This window comes from Streptomyces sp. NPDC006207 (assembly GCF_040613835.1).
Taxonomy (GTDB): Bacteria; Actinomycetota; Actinomycetes; order Streptomycetales; family Streptomycetaceae; genus Actinacidiphila.
In genome coordinates this window covers 35176-60052 of record NZ_JBEXSX010000018.1, presented here as the reverse complement: position 1 = coordinate 60052, position 24877 = coordinate 35176, and the positions used below count along the sequence as shown (strand labels likewise).

22 protein-coding genes are annotated in these 24877 nt (G+C 73.5%); 10 read left to right on the top strand and 12 right to left on the bottom strand.

Translation table 11 applies throughout. The annotated features are described in order from the left end of the window. Positions 1-4 precede the first annotated feature (4 nt). The 4 genes from uraH to ABZ312_RS16880 form a co-directional block, all read right to left on the bottom strand. Positions 5-397 carry a hydroxyisourate hydrolase gene (gene uraH / locus ABZ312_RS16895; RefSeq protein WP_500321668.1) on the bottom strand — a complete coding sequence of 131 codons (393 nt, stop codon included), beginning with the start codon at positions 395-397 and terminating at the stop codon, positions 5-7. Then, positions 394-906 (bottom strand): 2-oxo-4-hydroxy-4-carboxy-5-ureidoimidazoline decarboxylase, encoded by a 513-nt coding sequence (uraD, locus tag ABZ312_RS16890; RefSeq protein ID WP_500321669.1) that lies wholly within the window; start codon positions 904-906, stop codon positions 394-396. The genes uraH and uraD overlap by 4 nt, the downstream gene beginning before the upstream one ends. A gap of 88 nt (positions 907-994) precedes the next feature. After that, on the bottom strand, positions 995-1375 hold the full coding sequence (locus tag ABZ312_RS16885; protein WP_500321670.1) for a helix-turn-helix domain-containing protein: 381 nt from the start codon (positions 1373-1375) through the stop codon (positions 995-997). Next, a complete protein-coding gene (locus ABZ312_RS16880; RefSeq protein WP_499514719.1) occupies positions 1372-1623 on the bottom strand; it encodes a YkoF family thiamine-binding protein in 252 nt (83 codons plus the stop codon). Before ABZ312_RS16880 ends, ABZ312_RS16885 begins: the two co-directional genes overlap by 4 nt. 118 nt (positions 1624-1741) lie before the next feature. On the opposite strand from ABZ312_RS16880, the gene ABZ312_RS16875 reads away from it, so the two are divergent. The 4 genes from ABZ312_RS16875 (at position 1742) to ABZ312_RS16860 (ending at position 5210) form a co-directional block, all read left to right on the top strand. Then, positions 1742-2572, top strand: coding sequence for a TIM barrel protein (locus ABZ312_RS16875; RefSeq protein ID WP_500321671.1), 831 nt, complete (start codon positions 1742-1744; stop codon positions 2570-2572). A gap of 15 nt (positions 2573-2587) precedes the next feature. Continuing rightward, positions 2588-3487, top strand: coding sequence for a 2-hydroxy-3-oxopropionate reductase (locus ABZ312_RS16870; protein ID WP_500321672.1), 900 nt, complete (start codon positions 2588-2590; stop codon positions 3485-3487). A 319-nt stretch (positions 3488-3806) separates the two neighbouring features. Next, positions 3807-4535 carry a hypothetical protein gene (locus ABZ312_RS16865; protein ID WP_500321673.1) on the top strand — a complete coding sequence of 243 codons (729 nt, stop codon included), beginning with the start codon at positions 3807-3809 and terminating at the stop codon, positions 4533-4535. Positions 4536-4664: 129 nt separating this feature from the next. After that, positions 4665-5210 (top strand): EF-hand domain-containing protein, encoded by a 546-nt coding sequence (locus ABZ312_RS16860; protein ID WP_499514715.1) that lies wholly within the window; start codon positions 4665-4667, stop codon positions 5208-5210. A 96-nt stretch (positions 5211-5306) separates the two neighbouring features. Here ABZ312_RS16860 and gcl read toward each other — a convergent pair whose 3' ends face one another. Continuing rightward, a complete protein-coding gene (gcl, locus tag ABZ312_RS16855; protein ID WP_500438002.1) occupies positions 5307-7094 on the bottom strand; it encodes a glyoxylate carboligase in 1788 nt (595 codons plus the stop codon). Positions 7095-7331: 237 nt separating this feature from the next. Between gcl and ABZ312_RS16850 the strand changes: the two genes are divergently transcribed. Next, entirely contained in the window at positions 7332-8081 is a 750-nt protein-coding gene (locus tag ABZ312_RS16850; RefSeq protein WP_500438001.1) for an LppU/SCO3897 family protein, read from the top strand. 31 nt (positions 8082-8112) lie between these two features. Here the strand turns inward: ABZ312_RS16850 and ABZ312_RS16845 are convergent, their stop codons facing one another. Continuing rightward, a complete protein-coding gene (locus tag ABZ312_RS16845; protein WP_500356807.1) occupies positions 8113-9225 on the bottom strand; it encodes a ricin-type beta-trefoil lectin domain protein in 1113 nt (370 codons plus the stop codon). Between the two features lie 228 nt (positions 9226-9453). Beyond that, positions 9454-9978, bottom strand: a complete 525-nt coding sequence (locus tag ABZ312_RS16840; RefSeq protein WP_500321677.1) for a hypothetical protein — start codon at positions 9976-9978, stop codon at positions 9454-9456. Between the two features lie 71 nt (positions 9979-10049). Between ABZ312_RS16840 and ABZ312_RS16835 the strand changes: the two genes are divergently transcribed. After that, positions 10050-10571 carry an AAA family ATPase gene (locus tag ABZ312_RS16835; RefSeq protein ID WP_500437999.1) on the top strand — a complete coding sequence of 174 codons (522 nt, stop codon included), beginning with the start codon at positions 10050-10052 and terminating at the stop codon, positions 10569-10571. Here the strand turns inward: ABZ312_RS16835 and ABZ312_RS16830 are convergent. Together ABZ312_RS16830 and ABZ312_RS16825 are read right to left on the bottom strand one after the other, a co-directional pair. Continuing rightward, positions 10558-12183, bottom strand: coding sequence for an AMP-binding protein (locus tag ABZ312_RS16830; protein ID WP_500321679.1), 1626 nt, complete (start codon positions 12181-12183; stop codon positions 10558-10560). The two genes, ABZ312_RS16835 and ABZ312_RS16830, sit on opposite strands and share 14 nt — an antisense overlap. Next, positions 12180-13856 carry an AMP-binding protein gene (locus tag ABZ312_RS16825; protein ID WP_500437997.1) on the bottom strand — a complete coding sequence of 559 codons (1677 nt, stop codon included), beginning with the start codon at positions 13854-13856 and terminating at the stop codon, positions 12180-12182. The genes ABZ312_RS16830 and ABZ312_RS16825 overlap by 4 nt, the downstream gene beginning before the upstream one ends. A 94-nt stretch (positions 13857-13950) precedes the next feature. Here ABZ312_RS16825 and ABZ312_RS16820 point away from each other — a divergent pair, with 94 nt between their 5' ends. Together ABZ312_RS16820 and ABZ312_RS16815 are read left to right on the top strand one after the other, a co-directional pair. After that, positions 13951-14799: a helix-turn-helix transcriptional regulator gene (locus ABZ312_RS16820; RefSeq protein WP_500321681.1), complete on the top strand. Its 849-nt coding sequence runs from the start codon at positions 13951-13953 to the stop codon at positions 14797-14799. A gap of 435 nt (positions 14800-15234) precedes the next feature. Then, the gene (locus ABZ312_RS16815) at positions 15235-18039 is read left to right on the top strand and encodes a helix-turn-helix transcriptional regulator (RefSeq protein ID WP_500437996.1); all 2805 of its coding nucleotides are present in this window, start codon (positions 15235-15237) and stop codon (positions 18037-18039) included. Positions 18040-18491: 452 nt separating this feature from the next. On the opposite strand, the gene ABZ312_RS16810 is transcribed toward ABZ312_RS16815, so the two are convergent. Beyond that, positions 18492-18998 carry a MarR family winged helix-turn-helix transcriptional regulator gene (locus ABZ312_RS16810; protein ID WP_500321683.1) on the bottom strand — a complete coding sequence of 169 codons (507 nt, stop codon included), beginning with the start codon at positions 18996-18998 and terminating at the stop codon, positions 18492-18494. A 120-nt stretch (positions 18999-19118) separates the two neighbouring features. On the opposite strand from ABZ312_RS16810, the gene ABZ312_RS16805 reads away from it, so the two are divergent. Then, complete coding sequence (locus ABZ312_RS16805) at positions 19119-19679, top strand: NADPH-dependent FMN reductase (RefSeq protein WP_500321684.1); 561 nt, start codon at positions 19119-19121, stop codon at positions 19677-19679. A gap of 93 nt (positions 19680-19772) precedes the next feature. On the opposite strand, the gene ABZ312_RS16800 is transcribed toward ABZ312_RS16805, so the two are convergent. Further along, on the bottom strand, positions 19773-20882 hold the full coding sequence (locus ABZ312_RS16800; RefSeq protein WP_500321685.1) for a winged helix DNA-binding domain-containing protein: 1110 nt from the start codon (positions 20880-20882) through the stop codon (positions 19773-19775). Positions 20883-20957: 75 nt separating this feature from the next. Here ABZ312_RS16800 and ABZ312_RS16795 point away from each other — a divergent pair, with 75 nt between their 5' ends. Further along, the gene (locus ABZ312_RS16795) at positions 20958-23645 is read left to right on the top strand and encodes a SpoIIE family protein phosphatase (RefSeq protein ID WP_500437995.1); all 2688 of its coding nucleotides are present in this window, start codon (positions 20958-20960) and stop codon (positions 23643-23645) included. Between the two features lie 96 nt (positions 23646-23741). On the opposite strand, the gene ABZ312_RS16790 is transcribed toward ABZ312_RS16795, so the two are convergent. Continuing rightward, positions 23742-24869, bottom strand: a complete 1128-nt coding sequence (locus ABZ312_RS16790) for an XdhC family protein (RefSeq protein ID WP_500437994.1) — start codon at positions 24867-24869, stop codon at positions 23742-23744. Between the last annotated feature and the right edge of the window lie 8 nt (positions 24870-24877).

The following is a 24877-nucleotide window of genomic DNA, read 5'->3' as shown; positions in this document are numbered from 1 at the left end:
GGTGCTAGCTCCCTCGGTATACGGAGTAGCCGAACGGGTTGAGCAGCAGCGGTACGTGGTAGTGCTCGCCCGGCTCGACGGCGAAGACGATCGCCACCTCCGGGAAGAAGGCTCCGCTGTCCCTGGTGCGGGGGGCGTCCTGCTGGTCCTCGGCTCGACTGCGGTGGGCGGTGCTCTCACGGGAGAGGTAGGGCTCGGTGGCGAACTCCAGCCGTACGTGGCTCGTGCCCTCCGGCGGGTCGGGCAGGTCCTTGCAGCGGCCGTCGGCGTCGGTCGCCGAGGCCCCGTGCGGCACCCAGGGGGCCCCGCTCCCGGTGCGCACCGACAGGGCGACGGCGACGCCCCGTGCGGGGCGGCCGGCGCTGGTGTCCAGGACGTGCGTGGAGACGGAGGTCATGACGGGTCCTCTGCGGCGGTCTCGACGAGCCGGGTGAGCCTGATGCGGTTGATCTTCCCCAGTTCGGTGCGGACGATCTCGCGTTCGGTGCCGGTGTCGTTGCCGGTGCGCTCCTTGAGCGCGGCCAGCATCTGCTCCCCGGTCCTGCCGGTGGCGCAGATGAGGAAGACGTGGCCGTGCCGCTCCTGGTAGGCGAGGTTCAGTGCGAGCAGTTCCTCGCGTTCGGAGTCCCGCACCCCGCCCTGTTCGCGGGCGGAGACCGGGTCGCCGGGCCGGGGGCGGCCGATCGGCGGGTGTCCCGCCATCGCCTCGGCCAGGTCGCCGGCGGTGAGGCCGGCCGTCGCGGTGTCGGAGGCGGCGAGCAGCGCGTCGAGGGTGTCGTACGGGCGGGCCGCCATGACGGCGGCACCCCAGGAGCGGCTCGCGCAGACCTCGTGCAGCAGCGCGACCGCCTCCGGTCCGCCGGCGGCGTTGAGCCGGGCCAGGCCCGGGGATGGGCTGGAAGTCACAACGGCACGCTAGGAGCCCTCACCACGTGACGTCAACAGTTTGTTGAAAAATGGCGCCGATGACGCCCGGACGGACGCCTCGGGACGGCTAGCGGCCTTCCTTCGCCGCGTTCTCCCTGTTGAGGTAGTTGTAGACGGTGAAGCGGCTCACGCCGAGCGCCGACGCGACCGTCTCCACCCCGTGCCGCACCGAGAAGGCGCCACGCTCCTCCAGAATGCGGACGACCGTCTGCTTCTCCTTGCGCCCGAGCTCGGACAGCGCCTTGCCGTGCCGGCGCTCGAGGTCGGCCAGGATGTGGTCGAGCGAGTCCGCGAGGTGCGGCAGCCGTACGGCGACCACCTGCGCGCCCTCCCAGCTGAGCACGACGTCGTCACCGCGCGCCTCGCCCGGGGGCACCAGTTCGGCGCCCATGGCGTCGGCGAGCGGCTTGATCGCCGCGCTGAGCGGATGCTCGACCGGCCCGGTCACCGGTCCGCCTCCCCCACGACGTTGACCTGCAGCGACACCCGGGTCGCGCCGGCCTCCAGGGTGCGCCGCAGCAGATCGCCGACCACGGCGACCACCTGCTCGGTGCCGCCCTCGGCCGAGTTGCCGAAGGGCCCGACGTCGACGGCGTCCAGCCCGGCCGCCTCCAGGACCTCACGCCCCACCACGGCGTGCCGCGGGGGCTCGTCCAGGTCGAACGGCTCGGTGGTGAATTCGAGTTTCAGGCGCACGTCCACAACCTAGCTGGTCAGGGGCTTTCCGGGACATCCCCCTTGACAGCCGCCCGTCGGCTCGTGGAGTCTTCCGTTAAGTAGAAACTACTTTCCGCAATACGGAAGGGCGCATGTGATGGGCTTCGACTCCACGCGCTTCGATGTGAACCTCTCGATCCTCTTCACCGAACTCCCGCTCCTGGAGCGCCCCGCGGCGGCCGCCGCGGCCGGCTTCTCCGCGGTCGAGCTGTGGTGGCCGTGGACCCGGATGCCGACCCCTCCGCAGGCCGAACTCGACGCGCTGCGCGGCGCGCTGGAGGGGGCCGGCACCCAGTTGGTGGGGCTGAACTTCTACGCGGGCGAACTGCCCGGCCCCGACCGCGGCGCCCTGTCCGTACCGGGCGAGGAGTCCGCGCGCTTCCGCGCCAACATCGACGTCGCCGCCGACTTCGCCCGCTCGGTGGGCTGCACGGCGCTCAACGCGCTGTACGGCAACCGGGTGGACGGCGTGAGTCCCGATGCGCAGGACGAACTCGCCCTGGAGAACCTGGTGCGGGCCGCGCACGCGGCCGACCGGGTCGGCGCGGTGTTGCTGGTCGAGGCCCTCAACAAGCCCGAGTCGCCGCGCTATCCGCTGGTGAGCGCGGCCGCCGCGGTCGAGGTGGTCGACAAGGTCAACGCCGAGACCGGCCTGGGCAACGCAAGGTTCCTGCTGGACCTGTACCACCTGTCGATGAACGGCGAGGACCTGCCCGCCGTCATCGACGCCTACGCGGACCGCACCGGCCACGTCCAGATCGCCGACGACCCCGGCCGCGGCGCGCCCGGCACGGGTTCCCTGCCGCTGTCCGCCCTCCTGGACCGGCTGCGCGACCGGGGCTACGACGGCTGGGTGGGGCTGGAGTACAAGCCGGGCGCGCAGGGCAGCGCCGCCTCCTTCGACTGGCTCGCCGACGCCGACAAGTAATCCGGAGAGGACATCATGACCACCACACTTCCCGCGGTCGCGTGGATCGGCCTCGGCATCATGGGCTCCCCGATGTCGGAGAACCTCATCAAGGCCGGGTACTCCGTCACCGGCCACACCCTGGAGCAGGACAAGCTCGACCGCCTGGCCGCGGCCGGCGGCACGCCCGCCGCCTCGGTCGCGGAAGCCGTGAAGGACGCCGACGTGGTCGTCACCATGGTCCCCGCCTCCCCCCAGGTGGAGGCCGTCGCCTACGGCGAGGATGGCATCCTGGCGAACGCCCGGCCGGGCGCGCTCCTGATCGACATGTCGTCGATCACCCCGCAGACCTCCGTCGACCTGGCGAAGGCCGCGGCCGAAAGGCACATCCGGGTCCTGGACGCCCCCGTCTCCGGAGGCGAGGCGGGAGCCGTCGAGGCGGTGCTGTCGATCATGGTCGGCGGGGCGCGGGCCGACTTCGACGAGGCGCGGCCCCTTTTCGACGCCCTCGGCAAGACCGTCGTCCTGTGCGGTCCGCACGGCGCCGGCCAGACCGTGAAGGCGGCCAACCAGCTGATCGTCGCAGTCAATATCCAGGCGTGCGCGGAGGCCGTGGTCTTCCTGGAGAAGTCCGGCGTCGACCTCACCGCGGCCCTGGAGGTGCTGGGCGGCGGCCTGGCCGGATCCACGGTGCTGACCCGCAAGAAGCGCAACTTCCTCGACCGCGCGTACGCCCCGGGCTTCCGCATCGACCTGCACCACAAGGACATGGGCATCGTCACCGACGCCGCCCGGAACGTCGGCGCCGCACTGCCCGTCGGCTCGGTCGTGGCGAACCTCGTCGCCTCACTGCGGGCCCAGGGCGACGGCGGCCTGGACCACTCCGCCCTGCTGCGCGGCGTGGAGCGCCTTTCCGGTCTCCCGGTCACCGGCTGACCCCCGACTTCCGGGCGGCGGCGCCCTGACCTGTCCTGTCGCGCCCGATGGGGCGCCGCCGCCCGGAACCACGAACGTCCGCGCCGCCGAGAACTTCTGAGGGGTAGGTCGAGGCGGCGCGGACCGGTCCCCGCCCGGGGACCCGTTCCGCGGCCGGGCCGGACGCGGAGCGGGTCCCCGGGCGGCTGCGTGCACCGGCGCGACCGGGACGGCAAGACGGGTGCGCGACGGGCTCCCCTTGCGGGACCATGGACGGCAGGACCGTCCCGGCGAGCACCCTGCGCCGCCGCACCGCCGCACCGCCCAGGAGTCGCGAACCATGGCAGAGAGCGTGCCCGTGCGCTGTCCGGCCTGCCGCCGGGAGCACGCCTACACCGCACCCACCTTCCCCTGCGCCTGCGGCACACCGCTGGCCCTGCCGATCCTGCGCGGCGGCATCCCGCTGCAGATCCGCCACCGGTCCTGGGACGACTCCTGGGTGGCCATGCGCTGCCCGGACTGCGGCCGCGACGAGCAGTGGCCGCAGCCCGAACTCGGCTGCGACTGCGGGGCGGTGGTCCGGCTGCCGGTGGACACCCGGGCCCTGCGGATGCCCGAGCGGCGCCCCGTCCCGCCGGTGCGGCAGGCCGGCCCCGGGCCCGTGGCGCCCGCGCCGCGGCCGCCGTTCCGGCCGGTGACCATCCGTACCGCGCGGGACGCGGTCGCCGCCGCCGCGCAGTACCTGAAGTGGCTCGGCTTCGCGGGCGTACGCTCCGCGGAGGACCGCTCGGCCAACGGCATCGACCTGCGCGGTGAGGGTGTCGTGGCCCAGGTCGACCCGACGACGCGGCCGACACCGCTGCGGGAGGTGGAGACCCTCTGGCTCAACTGCCTCAACGAGGACTCCACCGGCGCCTTCTTCTCCCTGGCGGGCTACGCCCATGACGCGCGGCTGCGCGCGGACCGGCTGGGGGTGCCGCTCTTCGTCATGGACCTCACCGGCACGCCGCAGCCGGTCAACGACGCCGCCGACGTCCTGATCAGGACGGGCCCGCACGCCACGCCCTGAGCCGGGACGAGCTCAGCCCCGCCCTTCACCGTCCGTGGTCACTCGGGTCGCGCGACCGCCGCTCCCGGGGGAGTATCGAGAGGTTCCCCCTCCGTATGGCAACCCCAGGACTACGTCAAGGACGCAGCGATGTCTACGGCCCTTCTGAAGCGCAAGCTCGACAAATCCTTCCGCCGTCTGGACACGGACGGCAACGGATATGCCGAGCGCGCCGACTTCCAGGACGTCGGCGCGCGGCTGATCCACGGCTTCGGCATGTCCCCCACCTCGCCCAAGGGAAAGGCGGTGGCGGTACGGCTCGACGCCGTCTGGGCGGAGCTGGCGGCGTACGCCGACAGAGACCGCGACGGCCGGCTGTCCTCCGCGGAGTACCACCACGGCATGACCAAGGCCTTCATCGAGGGACCGGCCTTCGACCCGGTCTTCCACCCGGCGGCCGAGGCCGTCGCCCATCTGTGCGACACCGACGGCGACGGCCACGTCGTGCGCGGGGAGTTCGAGGTCCTGCAGCGGGCCTTCAACACGCCCGTCACGGACATCGCCGCCGCCTTCAACCGCATCGACACCGACGGCGACGGGTGTGTGAGCACGGCCGAGCTGGTGGCGGCCATCCGCGCCTACTACATCGGCACCGACCCCGAGGCCCCCGGCAACTGGCTGTTCGGGCCGCTCTAGCGAACCGCCGGGGCCCTCCCCGGGGCGGTCGTGGAGCCCGGCCGCCGCGCCCGGGAGGTCAGGGCGGGGCGGCCGGTGGCGCGGTCGGGCCCGGGCTCAGGTGCCCGTGAGCGGGATGATCTCGGTGGGCGCGTGGCCGGGTTCGGTGGCCAGCTCCTCGAACTCCACGACGTTGCCGATGTCGTTGGTGACGCTCATGGCGATGTTGGTGACCCGTTCCAGGATCGCCTCGACGACGACCGGCACCCGGTACTCGGCCGCGAGCTTCTTGGCCTGCTCGAAGGCCGCGCCGAGCCCGGCCGGGTCGGTGACCCGGATCGCCTTGCAGCCCAGGCCCTCGGCGACCTTGACGTGGTCGACGCCGTAGACGCCCAGCTCGGGCGAGTTGACGTTCTCGAACTCCAGGTTGACCTGGAAGTCGATGTCGAACGCCCGCTGCGCCTGGCGGATCAGGCCCAGGTAGGAGTTGTTCACCAGGACGTGGACGTACGGGATCCGGTGCTGCGCGCCGACCGCGAGCTCCTCGATCATGAACTGGAAGTCGTAGTCGCCCGAGAGGGCCACCACCGGCGTCCCCGGGTCGGCCTTCGCCACGCCCAGGGCGGCCGGCACGGTCCAGCCGAGGGGGCCGGCCTGGCCGCAGTTGATCCAGTGGCGCGGCCGGTAGACGTGCAGCATCTGCGCGCCCGCGATCTGGGAGAGGCCGATCGTGGTGACGTAGCGGGTGTCGGGGCCGAAGGCGCGGTTCATCTCCTCGTACACGCGCTGGGGCTTGATGGGGATGTCGTCGAAGTGCGTACGGCGGTGCAGGGTCGCCTTGCGCTCCCGGGCCGAGGCGGCCCAGGCGCTGCGGTCGGGCAGTTCGCCGGCGGCCTTGAGTTCGGCGGCCACGTCGACGAAGAGCCGCAGCGCGGCGCCGGCGTCGGAGGCGATCCCGTAGTCGGGGGCGAAGATCTTGCCGATCTGGGTGGGTTCGATGTCGACGTGCACGAAGGTGCGGCCCTCGGTGTAGACGTCGATCCGGCCGGTGTGGCGGTTGGCCCAGCGGTTGCCGATGCCCAGGACGAAGTCGGACTCCAGGAAGGTCGCGTTGCCGTAGCGGTGCGAGGTCTGCAGGCCGACCATGCCCGCGTTGAGGTCGTGGTCGTCCGGGATGGCTCCCCAGCCCATCAGGGTCGGCACCACCGGGGTGCCGGTCAGTTCGGCGAACTCCACCAGCAGACCGGCCGCGTCGGCGTTGATCACCCCGCCGCCCGCGACGATCAGCGGCCGCTCGGCGGCGGTCATCATGGCCAGCGCCTTCTCGATCTGACGGCGGGTGGCGGCCGGCTTCCAGACCGGCAGCGGCTCGTACGTCTCGGGGTCGAACTCGATCTCGGTGAGCTGGACGTCGACCGGCAGGTCGATCAGGACCGGGCCGGGACGCCCGGAGCGCATCAGGTGGAAGGCCTTCTGGAAGACGCCGGGGACCTGGGCCGCCTCCAGGACGGTGGTGGCCGCCTTGGTCACGGGCGCGGCGATGGCCGCGATGTCCACGGCCTGGAAGTCCTCCTTGTGGATCACCGCGGTGGGCGCCTGCCCGGTGATGCAGAGGATCGGGATCGAGTCGCCGGTCGCGGAGTAGAGGCCGGTGATCATGTCGGTGCCGGCGGGCCCCGACGTGCCGATGCACACGCCGATGTTGCCGGGGGCGGTGCGTGTGTAGCCCTCCGCCATGTGCGAGGCGCCCTCCACGTGCCGGGCCAGCGTGTGCTGGATGCCACCGGAGGCCTTGAGGGCGGCGTAGAAGGGGTTGATCGCGGCGCCGGGCACGCCGAACGCGGTGTCCACGCCCTCGCGCTTGAGGATCTCCACTGCCGCTCGGGCGGCGGTCATTCGAGGCATTCGGTCACTCCTGCGTCGTCCTGCGGTCCAGGTTGTCGCGCCCGGTGCTCCATATTCCGCATTACGGAAGTTGTCTTTTATTATGCGGAACTACTGTGAACATAGGGCGCCCCCGGCGCGCGGGTCAAGAAGGGGACGCGAAAGCCGTTCGGCAATCGGGTCGATCGATGTCGGTACCAACCAGTAGGGTTCCGCTCGCCCTTCACATCGGCTTCACACGGACCCCAGGTGATCTCCTTGACCACGCCGACGCCGTCGCCCGCGCAGTCCCAGCACCCGTCCCAGCCCCAACCCCAGCCGCAGGCACAGGCGGTGCCGCCGGCCGCTCGGCCGAGGCCGCTGCCGCCCTTCGGGCAGGAGGTGCCCGGTTACGGACGCTCCTGCCTGTTCTGCGGCTCGGTGCCGGCGGTCCAGGCGACCGTCCGGGGCCACCAGGGCATGGTCGTGATGATGCGCTTCCTGAAGGTCCGGGCGCCGTTCTGCCGGCGCTGCGGCATCGCCAAGCACCGCGAGATGGTCTCCAACAGCCTGGTGCAGGGCTGGTGGAGTCCGACCTCGATGCTGTTCAACCCGCTCACCCTGCTGGTCAACCTGTTCCAGCGCTGGAAGATCAACCGCCTGCCCGAGCCGGTCCCCGGCGCCCCCGGCACGCCCGCCGACCCCGGCCGGCCGATCCTGCTCCGCCCCACCGCCCTGGGCCTGCTGATACCCGTCATCCTCATCGGCGGCGGCTGGCTGGTGCTCCACGACGACGCCGAGTACGCCGAGGTCGGCGACTGCGTCCACAGCAGCGGCGACGTCCTCTTCCCGGACGTGTCGGTCGTCGACTGCGGTTCCGCGAAGGCCGAGTTCGAGGTCGTCGGGCGCTTCGACGACACCGCCAACACCGGCCGCTGCGACGCCTACCCGCGCACGGTGGCCACGTTCCGGGCGGAGCACGGCTCGACCAAGTACGTCCTGTGCCTGGCGCGGAACGACAACACCTGACCGCCGCCCGCGCGGACCGCCGGACCGGGCCTCAGCCGCGGCTCCACTTCTGGTCGTCCGCGCCGGTGCAGCTCCACAGCCGCAGCCTGGTGCCGTTGACCCCCGGTGATTCCTCCGCCTCCACGCACTTGTCGGCCTGGACGTTGACCAGGTCGTGAGCGGCGTTGAGGCGGAACTGCTGGGCGCCGGTACCGTTGCAGTCCACCAGCTGGACGGCCGCGCCGTCGTCCCGCGAACCGCCCGCGACGTCCATGCACTTGCCCCGGGAGCGGATGCTGCCGTCCGGCTTGATCTGCCAGGACTGCGCCGCGCTGCCCGTGCAGTCCCAGATCTGCAGCGGCGAGCCCCACGGAGGGCTGCCGTCGATGCAACGGCCCGAGTCGTGGCTCCGGATCGCCGTGCCGGAGCCCGCGGCGGAACGGGACGGGCCGGCGGTGGGATGCTGCACCGCTCCCCCGCCCGTGGCGCCGGCCGTGGCCTTGCCCCCGGTCGCGCTCGGGGTGGCGGTCGGGCCGCCTCGGGAACCGGCCTCCGGCGACCGCCGCCCGGTGTCCCCGGGGGACGGTGACCGCCCGCCGGAGGGGCTCGCAGTGGCGGGGCCGGCCCCCGGTGCCTCGCCGGCCGGGCCCTCGTCCGCGAGGGTGGCGGCGGCCGGGCCGTGGTCCTCCTCACCCGAACCCCGCACGAGGAACGGCACGCAGACCAGCACGCCGACCGCGAGACCCGCGCCGAGCAGCAGGAGCGGGCGGGACCACCCGCGGCGCGCACGGGAAGGCGCGGGCTCCGCCGCGGCGGGGGCCTGCGGGCCCGTCCCCACAGCCGTCGCCGGCAGGTGCCCCTCGTCGTGCGCGGGCGCGGGCGCGGTACGGGACGCGAAGGCGAGCCCGGCCGCGAAGCCGTCCGCGTAGGAGGACTCCGGTTCCGCGGCCTCCTCGGGCCGCTCGGGAAGGGCGGCGGCCTGCCTGGCCCGCAGCGTCGGGGCGTCGCCGCCGGTCCAGTCCGGGGGGTTCCGGCTGGTGGTGGCGGATGCGTCGGCGATCGCGGACGTCCTCCGGGTCCGCCGTGGCAGCGCCGTACCGGCGGGGGACGGCGCCGCCGGGGTCTCGTCGGCCGTGGGCGCCGGCCCGTCGGGAGAAGCCGTCATGAATCCTTCCAAACCCAGATGTGCACACAGCAGCCCCGCCGCGTGGTCCGGAGCTGCTTTCGGCACACCGTCCCCCAGGGGCATCCGCGCTGCGCGGTCAGCCCGGACAGGGCTCACGCGGCAGTGCAGCTCGCACCCTAGCAACCGCTCCCGGCCGTGACGACGCGCCTGATGACGGCACTGTGGCCGCCCGGTGAACGGAGGTCGTCCTGTGGGTGACGGTGTCCCTCAGGGCCTGCGGCGGTGGGGTTCCCACGTGCGGCGGACGTCGTTCCACAGGTAGCGGGTGCCGGCGCCCTCGGCCCCGCCGGTCGTGGCCCAGACACCCTGCGGGTGGTCGCCGAGGGTGTCGGTCCAGGCGATCTCCAGGCCGGCGACCTCCGGATGGCCGAGGTCCAGCCGCTGGAACTGGGCGACCGCCTCGACCGGCAGCAAGGGGTGCACCTGCACCCGGGTGCGGGAGGCCTCGTCCTCCAGCCGGAGCACCCCGCCGCCCTCGCGCCGGACCGAACCGAGTTTCTGCACCGCCGCGATGAAGGCGGCCGCCGTCCGTTCCTCCTCGGTGGCCCCGCGCCGCCGCCACAAGCCCCGGCCGCCCATGCGCGCCGCCGTGATCTCGCCGAGCCTGGTCCCCACCGCCTGCAGGAACGAGCTCAGCAGGACCACCCCGCCCGCACCGACCACCGCGGACACCAGCTCCGGGATCGCGGACTGGTCACCGCTCCCCGGCCGGGCGTCCTCCCAGTGAGCCATCCCCGTCGCCCCCATCTCCCGTACGTCTCCGGTGTGTTGTCAGGGTAACGGCGGCGGCTACTGTGGCGCGCGTGATCATCTGGCTGAACGGCACTTTCGGCGCGGGCAAGACCACGACGTGCTCGCACCTGGTGCGGCTCGTCCCCGGCGCCCACGTCTTCGACACCGAACAGGTCGGTTTCATGCTGGGGCACGTGCTGCACGAGGCCGTGCCCGTACGGGACTTCCAGGAATGGCCCCCCTGGCGGGCGCTCACCGTGGCGTCGCTCGCCCAGGTGCACGCCTACCTCGGCGGGACGCTGATCGTGCCGCAGACCGTGCTGGTGGAGGAGTACTGGCGGGAGGTCGAGGCGGGGCTGGAGCGGGCCGGGCTGCCCGTGCGGCACTTCCTGCTGCACACCGACCCCGCCACCCTCACCCGCAGGATCGAGCGGGACACGGTGGAGACCGGCGCCCGGCAGTGGCGGCTGGACCACCTGGAGGAGTACGCCAAGGCCCTGCCCTGGCTGCGGGCGGCGGCGACGGTGCTCGACACGACCGCCGCGCCGCCGGAGGCGGTGGCGCGGCAGGTCGCGGACCTCACGCGGGCCTGAAGGACTCCCGCAGCTCGACCTTGCGGACCTTGCCGCTGACGGTCATCGGGAAGGCGTCCATCAGCCGCAGGTGGCGCGGCACCTTGTAGTGGGCGAGCCGGCCGCGGCAGAACTCGCCGAGCTCCTCCACCGTCAGCGCGGCCGCCGGGTCCTTGAGGATGACGCAGGCCAGGATCTCCTCGCCGTACCGCTCGTCAGGGACGCCGACCACCTGGACGTCCGCGATCTTGGGGTGGGCGTAGAGGAACTCCTCGATCTCGCGCGGGTAGACGTTCTCACCGCCGCGGATGATCATGTCCTTGATGCGGCCCACGATCTGCAGGTAGCCGTCCTCCCGCATCACGGCGAGGTCGCCGGTGTGCATCCAGCGGCCGGCGTCGATCGCCTCCGCGGTCTTGTCCGGCTCGTCCCAGTAACCCAGCATCACCGAGTAGCCGCGGGTGCACAGTTCGCCCGCCGTGCCGCGCGGCACCGTCACGCCGTCCGGGTCGACGACCTTGACCTCGACGTGCGGCAGCACCCGGCCGACGGTGCCGGTGCGGCGCTCGAGGTCGTCGTCCCGGCGGGTCTGGGTGGAGACCGGCGAGGTCTCGGTCATGCCGTAGCAGATGGACACCTCGGCCATGTGCATCTCGGCGACGACCCGCTTCATCACCTCGACCGGGCAGGGCGAGCCCGCCATGATGCCGGTGCGCAGCGAGGAGAGGTCGTACGTCGCGAAGTCCGGCAGGTTGAGCTCGGCGATGAACATCGTCGGCACCCCGTACAGCGAGGTGCAGCGCTCCTGCTCGACCGCGCGCAGCGTCGCCGCCGGGTCGAATCCGGGTGCCGGGATGACGATGCAGGCGCCGTGCGAGGTGGCGCCCAGGTTTCCCATGACCATGCCGAAGCAGTGGTAGAAGGGCACCGGCAGGCAGACCCGGTCCTGCTCGCTGTAGCCCACCTGCTCGCCCACGAAGTAGCCGTTGTTGAGGATGTTGTGGTGGGAGAGGGTCGCGCCCTTGGGGAAGCCGGTCGTGCCCGAGGTGTACTGGATGTTGACCGGGTCGTCGCAGGACAGTTCCGCCCCGCGCTCGGCGAGCTGCTCGTGGGGGACGTGGGCCCCGGCCTCGACGAGGGCGTCCCACGTCGGGTCGCCGATGTACACGACCTCGGTGAGCGAGCGGCACCCGCCCCGCACCTGCTCCACCATGGCGCGGTAGTCGCTGGACTTGAACGCGGTGGAGGCGACCAGCACCTCGATGCCGGCCTGGTCGAGCACGAACGCCAGCTCGTGGACGCGGTAGGCCGGGTTGATGTTGACCATGATCGCGCCGATGCGGGCGGTGGCGTACTGGACGAGCACCCACTCGGGGCAGTTGACGGCCCAGATGCCCACCCGGTCGCCCTTGCCGACGCCCTTGGCGAGCAGGCCGCGCGCCACGTCGTCGACGGCGGCGCCGAACGCGGCGTAGGTCCAGCGGCGGCCGCTGGGGACGTCGACCAGCGCGTCGCGGTCCGGCCAGGCGGCGACGGCCCGGTCCAGGTTGCGGCCGATGGTGTCGCCGAGCAGCGCGGTGGTGCCGGTGCCGCTCGCGTACGACGGCTCGACGGGGCTCGCGGGGGTGCTCACCTGTGGTCCTCCTCGCGGTACTCGGTGCCGACGGCACCCTCGGCGGTGCGCCGGCGCAGCTCGATGCGGCGGATCTTGCCGGACACGGTCTTGGGCAGCTCGGCGAACTCGATGCGCCGCACCCGCTTGTACGGGGCGAGCACGGCCCGCGAGTGCGCGAAGAGCGCCGCGGCGGTCTCCGGGCCCGGCTCCCAGCCCTCGGCGAGGACGACGTACGCCTTGGGCACGGCCAGCCGCAGCGGGTCGGGCGCCGGGACGACGGCGGCCTCCGCCACGCACTCGTGCTCCAGCAGGGCGCTCTCCAGCTCGAAGGGGGAGATCTTGTAGTCGGAGGCCTTGAAGACGTCGTCGGCGCGCCCGATGTAGGTGATGTAGCCGTCGGCGTCGCGGGAGCCGATGTCGCCGGTGCGGTACCAGCCGCCGGCCATGGCCTCGGCGGTGCGCTCCGGGTCGCCCTCGTAGCCGGTCATCAGGCCCACCGGGCGGGCGGACAGGTCGAGGCAGATCTCCCCCTCGTCGCCGGGCTTGCCGGTGACCGGGTCGAGGAGTTCCACCGTGTAGCCGGGGCTCGGACGGCCCATGGAGCCCGGCTTGAGCGGCTGCCCGGGCGGGTTGGAGACCTGGACGGCCGTCTCGGTCTGGCCGAAGCCGTCCCGGATGGTGAGGCCCCAGGCGCGTCGCACGTGCTCGATGACCTCCGGGTTGAGCGGCTCGCCGGCGGCGACGACCTCGCGCGGCGGGGTGCGCAGCGCGCCGAGGTCGGCCTGGATCAGCATCCGCCAGACGGTGGGCGGCGCGCAGAAGCTGGTGACGCCGGCCCGGTCCATCTCGGCCATGAGGCGGCCCGCGTCGAAGCGCGCGTAGTTGTGGATGAAGACCGTCGCCTCGGCGTTCCACGGCGCGAAGAGGTTGGACCAGGCGTGCTTGGCCCAGCCGGGCGAGGAGATGTTGAGGTGGACGTCGCCGGGGCGCAGGCCGATCCAGTACATCGTCGCCAGGTGGCCCACGGGGTAGGACAGGTGGGTGTGTTCGACGAGCTTGGGCTTCGCGGTGGTGCCCGAGGTGAAGTACAGCATCAGCGGGTCGTCGCCGCGGGTGTCCCCGTCGGGCGCGAAGTCCGCGGGGGCGTCGTACGCGTCCTCGTAGGCGTGCCAGCCCGCGGGCGCGCCGCCGACGGCGATCCTGGTGTACTCCCCCGGCACCTGGTCGAACTTCGCCGCGTCCGCCGCGCGGACGATCACGTGCCGGGCCCGGCCGCGCTCCACGCGGTCGGTGAGGTCGGCGGGACCGAGCAGCGGGGTGGCCGGGATGACCACGGCCCGCAGCTTCATGGCGGCCAGGGCGGTCTCCCAGAGCTCGGTCTGGTTGCCCAGCATGACCACGATCCGGTCGCCGGCGCCCACCCCGAGGCCGCGGAGGCGGTTCGCGACCCGGGCCGAGCGCTCGGACATCGCGGCGAAGGAGACGGCCGACTCGGTGCCGTCCTCCTCGACGATGTGCAGGGCGGTGCGGTCGTTGTCGCGGGCGATGACGTCGAACCAGTCCAGCGCCCAGTTGAAGTGCTCGGGCCGCGGCCAGCGGAAGCCCTCGTACGCCGCCTTGTAGTCCTCGCGGTGGCGCAGCAAGAAGTCCCGGGCCTCCCGGAACTCTTCCGTCCGGCTGGTTGCCGTCATGTGTCCTCCTCGTTGCCGGCCCGCTCAGTAGCATCCTGTTGTCAGTGACGAGGCTCTCACTACCCCCGGACGGGGGTGAAGGAGCGGCGAGGGCGTGACGGGATCGGGCGAGGCGGCGGAGCTGCGGGCGGCGCTGCTGCGGATGAGGCGCACCAGCGGTCTGCCGGTGGCCTTCGGAGGGCTGCTCCCGGAACCGGGGCGGCTGCGGATCTCCGAGCTGTCCGGCACGGCCACGGCCTCCCTCCAGGGGCTCACCGTCACCGCGGGCAACGGCCTCGGCGGCAAGACGATCGCGCTCTCCCGGCCGCTCGCCGTCACCGACTACAGCACGTCGCGGGTGATCAGCCACGAGTACGACGCGGCGGTGGGCGCCGAAGGCCTGCGCTCGGTCCTGGCGGTGCCGGTGGTCGTACGGCGCCGGGTGCGCGGGGTGCTCTACGGTGCGCTGCGCCATCCGCTGGCGCTCGGCGACCGCCCGGTGAGCGCCGCGGTGGAGGCCGCGCGCGAACTGGAGCAACGGCTGGTGGTCCGGGACGAGGCCGACCGCCTGCTGTCGACGTGCCGGCAGCCGACCACGGGCGACCCTGCGGCCTGGGAGGAGGTCCGCGAGGCCCACGGGGAACTGCGGGCGCTGGCCGGCCGGGTCGCCGATCCGCTGCTGCGGCAGGAACTGCTCGCCGCGTGCGGCCGGCTGGCGGCGGCGACCGGCGCCGCCGGTGCCGGGCAACGCTCCCCCACCGGGTGGCCGGTGGCGCTCTCCTCCCGGGAGCTGGACGTACTGGCGTGCGTGGCCACGGGGGCCACCAACGCCGCCGCCGCCGACCGGCTGGGGCTGCGCCCGGAGACGGTCAAGAGCTACCTGCGCTCGGCCATGCGCAAGCTCGGCGCCCGCACCCGCCTCGAGGCGGTCGTCGCCGCCCGCCGTGCCGGCCTGCTCCCCTGAGGTGCCGGCCCGCGCGGACCGCTGCGGCCCCGGTGCGACATTGACGACAAAGCGGCCGCGTCGGCCGCTCCCCGGTGGCGCGTTCACCCGCAAAGCACCGTGAGCGGGGCAGGACCGGAAGTCCGGACAAGCCGCCATGTTCGGTTCACCCAGGGTTATTTTGGGGTTTGACCGCCGGCGGGATCGGACCGATCATTCGGGGTGTGTCCACCGGCACGCGCGGGACGGGGGCCGGCCTGACGAATGGTCCGGTGTTCAACAGACCGTTGCCCCCGTGCGTTTCCCGATGTGCCGCCCATTGCACGACATCCATTCGGCGACGGCGGTGAATTTCCCTACACCGGACGGAAGTCGAAGGGCCGCGCCCGCACCGGCGGATTTCCGTGGCTCTTTGCATAACATTGTCCCGGACACGACACGAGGGGAGCGGCGACCGTGGAGCAGGTCTTCGACGTGCCGGCCAGACCCCGACCCGACCAGGTGATCGGGCGAGGTGACGTCCTCGCGCGGGCCCGCGGGCATCTGGCCCAAGGGGGCAGCCTGCTGCTGTACGGACCTGCCGGAATCGGGAAGTCCACCGTATTGCGGACGCTCGCCGAGGAATACGGTGGCGAGCCGACGGTACTGCGCTGTTCCGCCACGGAGTCCGAATCGCACCTGCCCTTCCTCGCCCTGGTCGATCTGCTCGGCCTGGTCGCCGACCAGGTGTCCGACAGCCTGCCCGCACCGCAGCGGGCCGCGCTGGAGTCGGCGCTCACCGGCCGCGGGGAGTCCTCCCTGCAACGGGACGGGCTCGCGCTGCGGCTGGCCGTGCTGTCGGTGCTGCGGGCACTGGCCGCCGACGGCCCGGTGCTGATCGTCGTGGACGACCTGCAGTGGATGGACCCCGCCAGCGCCGAGCTGCTGGCCTTCGCGGCCCGCCGGGTCGCCGAGCTGCCGGTGCGGGTGCTGGGCGCCGTACGCACCGAGGCCGATCCGCAGGACCAGCACGACCGCTACCTGCGCGCCTTCCCGCAGGACGTGCGCACGCTGCGGGTGACCCCGTTGTCCCGGCCGGAGGTCTCCGAACTCCTCGACGGGCGCGGTCACACCGGGCTGCCGCGGGCGGTCGTCCGGGACATCCACCGCACCAGCGGCGGCAATCCGCTCTTCGCCCTGGAGCTCGGCCGCGCCCTCGCGGAGAGCCGCACCCCGCCCCGCCCCGGGGAGCCGCTGCCGGTGCCGACCTCGCTGCGCACCCTGGTGCTCAACCGGCTCGAGATGCTCTCCGCGGACACCCGCCGCACCCTGCTCATCGCCAGCGCGGGGGCCCGCCCGACCCTTGCGACGCTGCGCAGCGCCGGCCGCGCCAACGCCGAGAGCGAGACGGGCGTGGCCGCCTCGCTCGGCCTGGTGGAGATGGACCACCACGACGGCACCGGCCTGGTGCGATTCGCGCACCCGCTGATATCCGCGGCGCTGTACGCGGAGGCGACCCCGGAGGACCGGCGCAGCGCCCACGCCGCGCTGGCGTCGGCGGCCGGCGACCCGATCGAGCGGGCCCGGCACCTGGCGCTGGCGACGAGCGGCAAGGACGAACGGGTCGCGGCGAGCCTGGCCGAGGCCGCGGACGAGGCCCGGGCCCGCGGCGCCCCCTCGGTGGCCGCCCAACTCGGCCTGCTGGCCGCCCGGCACACCCCCGAGGGCGCGGTGCCCACCGCGGACGAGCGGCGGCTGCGGGCCGCCGAGGACGCGCTGACCGCCGCCGAGCCCGAGCTCGCCCGGGCCACCGCCCGCGAGGTGCTGGCGCAGGCCACGGTCCCGGCGGACCGGGTGCGGGCGTGGAGCGTGGTGATCGACTCGGTCGGGCAGGCCCTGTCCGAGGTCGACGACGTCTTCCCGCAGGCCCTGGCGGACGCGGGCGACGACCCGCGGCTGCAGGGCCTGGTGCGCTACCAGCTCGCCTGGCGGGCCCTGGTGGACGGCCAGATGCACGAGGCGCGCGCCGAGGCCGCCCGCTCGGCGGCGCTCGCCGCGCGGGCCGGCGACCGGCGCACCGAGTTGCTGGCGCTGTCCTTCAAGGCGCTCAACGAGACGTTGGTAGGGCATCCCGACGCCGCCGCGACCCTGGCCCAGGCCTCCGCGGAGCCGCAGGACCCGGACGTGGCCATGAACCACAACGGCCCGGTCTACATCCGCTCCCGCTACCTGCTGATGAGCGATCAGCTCGACGAGGCGCGCACCGCGCTGACCTGGCTGGCCGGTGAGGCCCGTCAGCGGGGCGCGGTGGAGAGCGAGGTCTACTCGGTGCGCAGCCTCGCCGAGATCGAGCTGCGCTCCGGCCGCTGCGGCACGGCGCTGGACCTGGCCCGCGAGAGCCTGCGGCTGGCCGAGGACACCGGCATCGGCGAGGGCTTTGCGCTGCAGATCTCGGCCCTGACCGAGGCGGCGGGCGGCACGGTGGAACGCGCCCTGTCCCTGGCCGGGGACGCGGTGCGGCGGGCCGAGGCCGACAGCGACATGCCGTACATGACACGCGCGTTGTACGCGCTCGGGCACGCGCGGCTGGTCGGCGCCGACCCGCAGGGCGCGGTGGACGCGCTGCGGGTGGTGCGCGCGCTGGAACGCGAGATGGGCGTGACGGAGCCCGCGCGCGGCCGCTGGCAGGGCGACCTGGCCGAGGCACTGGTGCTGACCGGCGCGCTCGGTGAGGCGCGTGAGGTCATCGACGAGACCCGCAGGCACGCCCTGCGGCTCGGCCGGCAGAGCATCCTGGCCGTCCTGGAGCGCGCCGAGGGGATGCTGCTCGCCGCCCGCGGCGACACCGACGGGGCGGTGGCGGTGCTGAACGGGGCCCGGCAGCGGCTGGTCGCGCTCGGGTACGGGCTGGAGGAGGCGCGCGCCGTCTTCGCGCTGGCCCAGGTGGAGGCGGACCGGCGCAACCGCGCGGCGGCCCGGCTGGCGCTGGACGAGGCAGGCCGGTTGTTCCGGCGGTCGAAGGCCCTGCCGTGGCTGGGGCAGGTGGGCCCGGCCCCGGCGGCCCCCTCGGCGGCCGCGCCGCCGGAGCTGGACGGGCTGGCCTCGATGGAACGTCAGGTGGCCGCGCTGGTCCTGGAGGGTGCCACCAACCGGGAGATCGCCGCGACGCTGTTCATCAGCGTGAAGACGGTCGAGGCGACCCTGACCCGGGTCTACCGCAAGCTCGGCATCCGCTCACGGGTGGACATCGTGCGACTGGCCGCGGGCCGCCGGGCCGGCTGAGGCGAGCCCGGCCCGGCGGCGCTGTTCGGCGCACACCGGACACGTGACGTGACCGAGGGGTTTCCCTACGCAACCGGGGTTAGGGGGTTCCCTCATTGGGGCGCGGGGGCCGCGACCCTAGCCTGGGTCCCGCACAGAGCAAGCAGGTTGACCCGTCCCACGAGTGCACGTGCGCCAACTCGCCCCTCGTTCACGGTCGTCGACGATGACGTCGGCCCAGGCCGTGCCGTACGCGTGGGATGAAGCGCCGCCCCACCGGTGACCCGCGCGTTCCCCCCACCGGCATCCTGAGGAGCTCCACGTCAGGGCTCGACCGTGCGAGGAAGGCCGCCGCGGTCGCGGCGACCGCGGCCGCCGGGGCGGCGGCCCGAGTGAACTCCTGACCATGAGTCAGGCTGCGCCAGGGGTCGCTGCGGGCTGCCACGAGCCGCCCGCAGCGACCCCTCTCCATGTCAGCGGCCGCGGTCGGCGGCGTCGACCGCGGCGTAGATGCGGTCGAAGACGGGCCCCAGGCTCTCCAGCTCGCCCGGCTCCAGCGGGTCCAGGACCATCCGGCGCACCGTCTCCACGTGCGCGGGCGCGGAGGCCACGAGCTTCTCGTACCCTTCGGGCGTGAGGATCGCCAGGGTGTAGCGGCCGTCCCCGGGGTCCGGCTCGCGGCGGACGAAGCCCTGGTGCTCCAGGCGCCGCACCACGTGCGACAGCCGCGACAGGGACGAGCTCGCCCGGTCCGCGAGCACGCTCATCCTGATGGTGTGCCGCTCCTGCTCGGAGAGCATCGCGAGGACGTGGTACTCCATCCAGTTCAGGTCGGCGTCGCGCTCCAGCTCGCGTTCCAGGGCCGGCAGGAGCCGGGCCATGACCCTGGCCATCGACATCCACGCGGTCAGCTCTCCGCCCTGCAGCCAGCGCGGCTCCATCGCGGCGGGGGCGGGCGGTACCGCTGTGTTCTTCGTCATGCTCCCCAGGCTATCGGACCGCTTGAAGCTTCAAGTCGATCTGCTACAGTGCACTTGAAGCTTCAAGTTGAAGCTTCAATTCGTACCCCCCAGCACCGCACAGATCGGGAATCACGCCTCATGACCAGGATCGGCATCATCCTCGGCAGCACCCGCCCCGGCCGGAACGGCGAGAAGGTCGCCCACTGGGTCGTCGAGCAGGCCGCCAAGCACGCCGGCGACGCGACCTTCGAGCTCGTGGACCTCGCCGACTACCCGCTCCCCCACCTCGACGAGCCGATCCCGCCGGCCATGGGCCAGTACCAGAACGCCCACACCAAGGAGTGGGCCGCCAAGATCGCCGGCTTCGACGGCTTCATCTTCGTCACCCCGGAGTACAACCACTCCACCTCGGGCGTGCTGAAGAACGCCATCGACTACCTGCACGCCGAGTGGAACCACAAGGCGCTCGGCGTCGTGTCCTACGGCTCCGTGGGCGGCGCCCGCGCCGCCGAGCACCTGCGGCTGATCGCCGGCGAGCTGAAGATGGCCGACGTGCGCTCCCAGGTCGCGCTCTCCCTCTTCACCGACTTCGTCAACTTCAGCGAGTTCGCCCCCGGCGAGCACCAGGCCGCCAGCCTGTCGACCCTCATCGACGAGGTCATCGAGTGGAGCAGCGCTCTGGCGCCGCTGCGCGGCTGACCCCGCACCGGTCCGGCGACCGGGCAGGGCACGCGAGGACCGGGGCCGAGCGGGGTGATCCTCCGCCCGGCCCCGGCGTGCTGCCCGTTCCGGTCAGGCGAAGCGCACGTCGTGGTGGTCGGCCTCCGGGTCGGAGGCGGCGAGCAGCCGCCTGCCCTCGGCCTCCAGCGCGTCACGGTCGGCGGCCGCGAGCGGCGCGAACGACACCACCGTGACGACCGCGGAGCCACGCGACCGGTCGGTGCTCCAGGTGCCGGCCACGAATCCGTCGACGAGGACCGTGCCGCGGACGATGCCGTTGGCCGTCATCACCCGGCGGACGTGCTCCCGGGCGAGGATCCGCGAGCGGTCGGCGTGGGAGAGCACGAGGTTGTCGAAATCCGCGACGAAGCGGGCGCCCACCGGCAGGTCCGGGTCGGGCAGGGGCGCGGCGTCGGGGGCGTCGTAGAGCACCCGGCCGTCCTCGTCGCGGTAGCCGCGCAGATCCATCGAGGCGAAGACCTCGCGCAACCCGGTGAGCCCCGACCACTTCTGCGCGTCGGCGACGGAGGCGGGGCCGAAGGCCGCCAGGTAGCGGCGCACCAGCTCCTGGGGGTCGCAGGCCGCGGCAGGGGGACGTCCGAGCCAGGACCCGGCCGTGGTGTACGCGGTCCGTCCGGACACCCCCCAGACGCCGCGCGGCGGCACCTGCACCAGCGGCAGCCAGTTGCGCAGCGCGTTGACCAGGGAGGCGGGATCGGCGTCCGGCCAGCGCGGGCCGAGCAGGTCGCGCAGCTCGCCCGGGGTGCGCGGCTCTTCCTCGACCAGCGCCCGGCAGGCGGCGACGGCCTCGTCGCGGTCCACCCCGCGCACCCCCGGGCCCCAGGTGCCCTGGGCGATCTGCCGGTCCAGCAGCGGCTGCAGCACCGGCCGCAGCCGCAGGGCGTCGTCCGCGGTGACCAGGTGGACGGTGCCGCGCAACAGCGCGATCCGGACGACCCCCCGGTCCAGCAGCAGACGGGACAGGTCGCCGAAGGCGAAGCCGTCGAGCCGGGTCCACAGCGCGGCGTACGCCGCGTGCGGGGCCTGGGACTGAAGGCCCACCAGATGTCCGACCGCCTCCAGGGGGCCCATCGCCGACCGCTCCAGCAGCAGTTGCCGGTCCAGCAGGGCCCGGTTGAGCGTACGGCGGCCCAGTACGGCCCCCGGTGTCGTCCTGCGCATGCGGACACCGTACGGCCCGGAAGAACTCGGGGGTAACGCTCGCCCCGGCCGTGCCCGGGAGTGTAGACATAGCCTATGGCCGGGCCGAGCGATCACCGCGCCTCCAGGGAGCGGGGGCTGCGAGCGCTGCTGGCCGGACGCAGCGTGGCGGGACAGGTCTTCCTGCTGCAGGTCGTGGTCGTGGTGCTGCTGGTCGCCGCGGCGGTCGTCGAACTCGTCGTCCAGGCACGGCACGACAGCCAACAGGAGGCCCGCAACCGGTCGGTGGCGGTGGCGACCACCTTCGCGAGCTCGCCGGGCATCGTGGCGGCGCTGGAGTCGCCCGACCCGACGGCGGTCCTGCAACCGGAGGCCGAACGGGCCCGCCGGCTCTCCGGTGTGGACTTCATCGTGGTGACGGACCGGCAGGGGATCCGCTACACCCACCCCAAGCCCGACCGCATCGGCAAAACGTTCGTCGGGGACATCGAACCGGTCCTGCACGGCCGGATGGTCACCGAGAACATCGTCGGCACCATCGGCCCGCTGGTGCAGGCGAACGTGCCGGTCCTCGACGACCGGGGCGAGGTCGTCGGCATGGTGTCCTCCGGCATCACCATCGCCAAGGTCAGCGGCGCGGTCAACGACCAACTGCCGGTCATGCTGGGCGTCGCGGCAGCGGTGCTGGCCCTGGCCACCGGCGGCACCTGGCTGATCGCCAGACGCCTCACCCGGCAGACCAGGGGCCTCGGCCCGGTCGAGATGACGCGCATGTACGAGCACCACGACGCCGTACTGCACGCCGTGCGCGAGGGCGTCCTCATCCTGGACGGCGACCGGCGGCTGCTGCTCGCCAACGACGAGGCACGACGTCTGCTGGACCTGCCCGCCGACGCGGAGGGCCGGCCCGTCACAAGGCTCGGGCTCGACGAGCGGGCCTGCGAACTGCTGGCCTCCGGCCGCGACGCCACCGACGAGGTGCTGCCCGCCGGCGACCGGCTGCTGGTGCTCAACAACCGCCACACCGACCGCAACGGCGGCCCGCCGGGCAGCGTGGCGACCCTGCGCGACGCGACCGAACTGCGGGTGCTGTCCGGCCGCGCCGAGACCGCCAGGACCCGGCTGCGGCTGCTGTACGACGCGAGCATGGGCATCGGCACCACGCTGGACATCAGCAGGACCGCCGAGGAACTGGCGCAGGTCTCGGTACCGCGCTTCGCCGACTACGTCACCGTGGACCTCGCGGCACGGGTGCTGCGCGGCGACGAGCCGCTGACGGGCCCGTCGGTGGAGATGCGCCGGGTCGCGGTGAACGGCATCCGCGACGACCACCCGCTGTACCCCGCGGGGCACCCGCTGCTCTTCGTGCCGTCCAGCCCGCAGGCGGCCGGCATCGCCGGCGGCAGGGCCGTCCTGGAGCCCCGGCTCGCGGACTCCCCCGGCTGGCAGGCGCAGGACCCGCAGCGCAGCGCCCGGGTCGTCGGCTTCGGCATCCACTCGCTGATCTGCGCCCCGCTGAGCGCCCGCGGCGTGCTCCTGGGGATGGCCAACTTCTGGCGCTCGCAGGCCCCGGAGCCCTTCGACGAGGATGACCTCACGCTCGCCGAGGAACTGGCGGCGCGGGCCGCGGTGTGCATCGACAACGCCCGCCGCTACACCCGCGAGCACACGATGGCGGTCACCCTGCAGCACAGCCTGCTGCCGCGGGAACTGCCCCGGCTGACCGCCCTGGACGCTGCCTACCGCTACCTGCCCGCGCAGGCGGGGGTGGGCGGCGACTGGTTCGACGTGCTGCCGCTGCCCGGAGCGCGGGTCGCCCTGGTGGTGGGCGACGTCGTGGGCCACGGGCTGCACGCGGCCGCCACGATGGGCCGGCTGCGCACCGCGGTGCACAACTTCAGCACCCTGGACCTGCTGCCCGACGAACTGCTCGGGCACCTCGACGAGTTGGTCGGCCGGATCGACCAGAACGACTCCGGGCCCGCCGGCGACGGCGCCGCCCCCGCGGGCACCACCGTCGCGGGCGCGACCTGCCTGTACGCCGTCTACGACCCGGTGACGGGCACCTGCACGATGGCCCGCGCCGGGCACCTGCTCCCCGCGGTCGTGCACCCCGACGGGACCGTGGAGTTCCCCGACGTACCGGCCGGGCCGCCACTGGGCCTGGGCGGACTGCCCTTCGAGGCGGTGGAACTGACGCTCCCCGAGGGCAGCAGCCTGGTGCTGTACACCGACGGCCTGGTCGAGGACCGCGACCGGGACATCGACGAGGGCCTGGAACTCCTGCGCCGTTCCCTGTCCCGGGCCGGCCGCGACCCCGAGCAGACCTGCCGGGACGTCTTCGAGACCATGCTGCCCGCCCGGCCCGGCGACGACATCGCGCTCCTCGTCGCCCGCACGCGGGTCCTGCCCGCCGACCGCGTCGCGGACTGGGACGTGCCCAGCGACCCCGCCGCGGTCTCCGGCGTGCGCGCGGCGGTCCAGCGGCGGCTGGCGGCGTGGGGGCTGGAGGAGCTGTCCTTCACGACGGAGCTGCTGCTGAGCGAGCTCATCACCAACGCCATCCGGTACGGGGCCGAACCCATCCGGGTGCGCCTGATCCTCGACCAGGCGCTGATATGCGAGGTCTCCGACGCCGGCAGCACCTCCCCGCACCTGCGCTACGCGGCCGCGACGGATGAGGGCGGGCGGGGGCTGTTCCTCGTCTCGCAGTTCGCCGAGCGCTGGGGCACGCGCTACACGCCCGAGGGCAAGGTGATCTGGGCCGAGCAGCTGCTGCGGTAGCCGTCCGGGGTGCGTTCTGTGGGGCCCGGTTGTCGTGTGCGGGTTGTTTGCGCCTGCGCACAACAGCCGGGCGACCCGGCGCAGCCGCCCGCACCTTCACACCCCGCACAGCCCCGCAGGGCGCGCACCGTGGATCGGGTCGTCCACGCCCCTCAGGGGACGCCCCGATCCCCCGTGGCGGTGGGCCACGATCTCCGCGGCGATGGACAGCGCGGTCTCCTCGGGCGTGCGGGCGCCGAGGTCGAGCCCGATCGGGCTGTGCAGCCGGGCCAGTTCGGACTCACCGAGGCCCGTCTCGCGCAGCCGGGCCAGGCGCTGCTCGTGGGTGCGCCGGGAGCCCATCGCGCCGACGTAGGCGACGGGCATGCGCAGGGCCCGCTCCAGCAGCGGTACGTCGAACTTGGCGTCGTGGGTGAGGACGCAGACGACGGTGCGGCCGTCGACCGGGGTGCGCTCCAGATAGCGGTGCGGCCACTCGACGACGACCTCGTCGGCCTCCGGGAAGCGCCGGGCGGTCGCGAAGACCGGGCGTGCGTCGCAGACCGTCACCCGGTAGCCGAGGAACGTGCCGACCCGCACCAGGGCGGCGGCGAAGTCGATCGCCCCGAACACCAGCAGGCGCGGCGGCGGGGTGGCGGCCTCGACGAGCAGGGTGAGCGGCTCACCGCGGCGGCTGCCGTCCGCGCCGATGTTGACGGTGGCGGTGCGGCCCGCGTCCAGCAGGGCGTGGGCCTCGGCCGCGGCGGTGCGGTCCAGATCCGGGTCGCCGAGGGTGCCCTCGTACGATCCGCCGGGGCGCACCAGGAGGGTGCGGCCGGGCAGGCCGGCGGGACCCGCCACGACCCTCGCCACGGCCGCCGCCTCCCCGCGGGAGGCGGCGGCCAGTGCCGCGGTGAGCTGCGGCTGCGCCCCGGGCACGATCCGCTGGACGAAGATGTCGATGACGCCGCCGCAGGTCAGCCCCACGGCGAAGGCGTCGTCGTCGGAGTACCCGAAGCGCTGGAGGACCGGCTCGCCGGTCTCCAGCACCTCTTGGCAGAGTTCGTAGACGGCGCCTTCCACGCACCCGCCGGACACGCTGCCGACCGCGGTGCCCTCGGCGTCGACGGCGAGCGCGGCGCCGGGCTGCCGGGGGGCGCTGCCGCCGACCGTGACGACGGTAGCGACGGCGAACGGCCTGCCCTGGGCGGACCAGCGGTCGAGCTCGTCGGCGATGTCCAGCATGGCGGGGA

Excerpts from the sequence above, each read along its gene's own strand:
- ABZ312_RS16840 (WP_500321677.1), bottom strand. The coding sequence starts at position 9,978 with ATGGCTCACTGGGAGGACGCCCGGCCGGGGAGCGGTGACCAGTCCGCG.
- ABZ312_RS16870 (WP_500321672.1), top strand. The coding sequence starts at position 2,588 with ATGACCACCACACTTCCCGCGGTCGCGTGGATCGGCCTCGGCATCATG.
- ABZ312_RS16795 (WP_500437995.1), top strand. The coding sequence starts at position 20,958 with ATGGCCGGGCCGAGCGATCACCGCGCCTCCAGGGAGCGGGGGCTGCGA.
- ABZ312_RS16800 (WP_500321685.1), bottom strand. The coding sequence starts at position 20,882 with ATGCGCAGGACGACACCGGGGGCCGTACTGGGCCGCCGTACGCTCAAC.
- ABZ312_RS16825 (WP_500437997.1), bottom strand. The coding sequence starts at position 13,856 with ATGACGGCAACCAGCCGGACGGAAGAGTTCCGGGAGGCCCGGGACTTC.
- ABZ312_RS16865 (WP_500321673.1), top strand. The coding sequence starts at position 3,807 with ATGGCAGAGAGCGTGCCCGTGCGCTGTCCGGCCTGCCGCCGGGAGCAC.
- ABZ312_RS16845 (WP_500356807.1), bottom strand. The coding sequence starts at position 9,225 with ATGACGGCTTCTCCCGACGGGCCGGCGCCCACGGCCGACGAGACCCCG.
- ABZ312_RS16875 (WP_500321671.1), top strand. The coding sequence starts at position 1,742 with ATGGGCTTCGACTCCACGCGCTTCGATGTGAACCTCTCGATCCTCTTC.
- ABZ312_RS16810 (WP_500321683.1), bottom strand. The coding sequence starts at position 18,998 with ATGACGAAGAACACAGCGGTACCGCCCGCCCCCGCCGCGATGGAGCCG.
- gcl (WP_500438002.1), bottom strand. The coding sequence starts at position 7,094 with ATGCCTCGAATGACCGCCGCCCGAGCGGCAGTGGAGATCCTCAAGCGC.
- uraH (WP_500321668.1), bottom strand. The coding sequence starts at position 397 with ATGACCTCCGTCTCCACGCACGTCCTGGACACCAGCGCCGGCCGCCCC.
- ABZ312_RS16790 (WP_500437994.1), bottom strand. The coding sequence starts at position 24,869 with ATGCTGGACATCGCCGACGAGCTCGACCGCTGGTCCGCCCAGGGCAGG.
- ABZ312_RS16860 (WP_499514715.1), top strand. The coding sequence starts at position 4,665 with ATGTCTACGGCCCTTCTGAAGCGCAAGCTCGACAAATCCTTCCGCCGT.
- ABZ312_RS16805 (WP_500321684.1), top strand. The coding sequence starts at position 19,119 with ATGACCAGGATCGGCATCATCCTCGGCAGCACCCGCCCCGGCCGGAAC.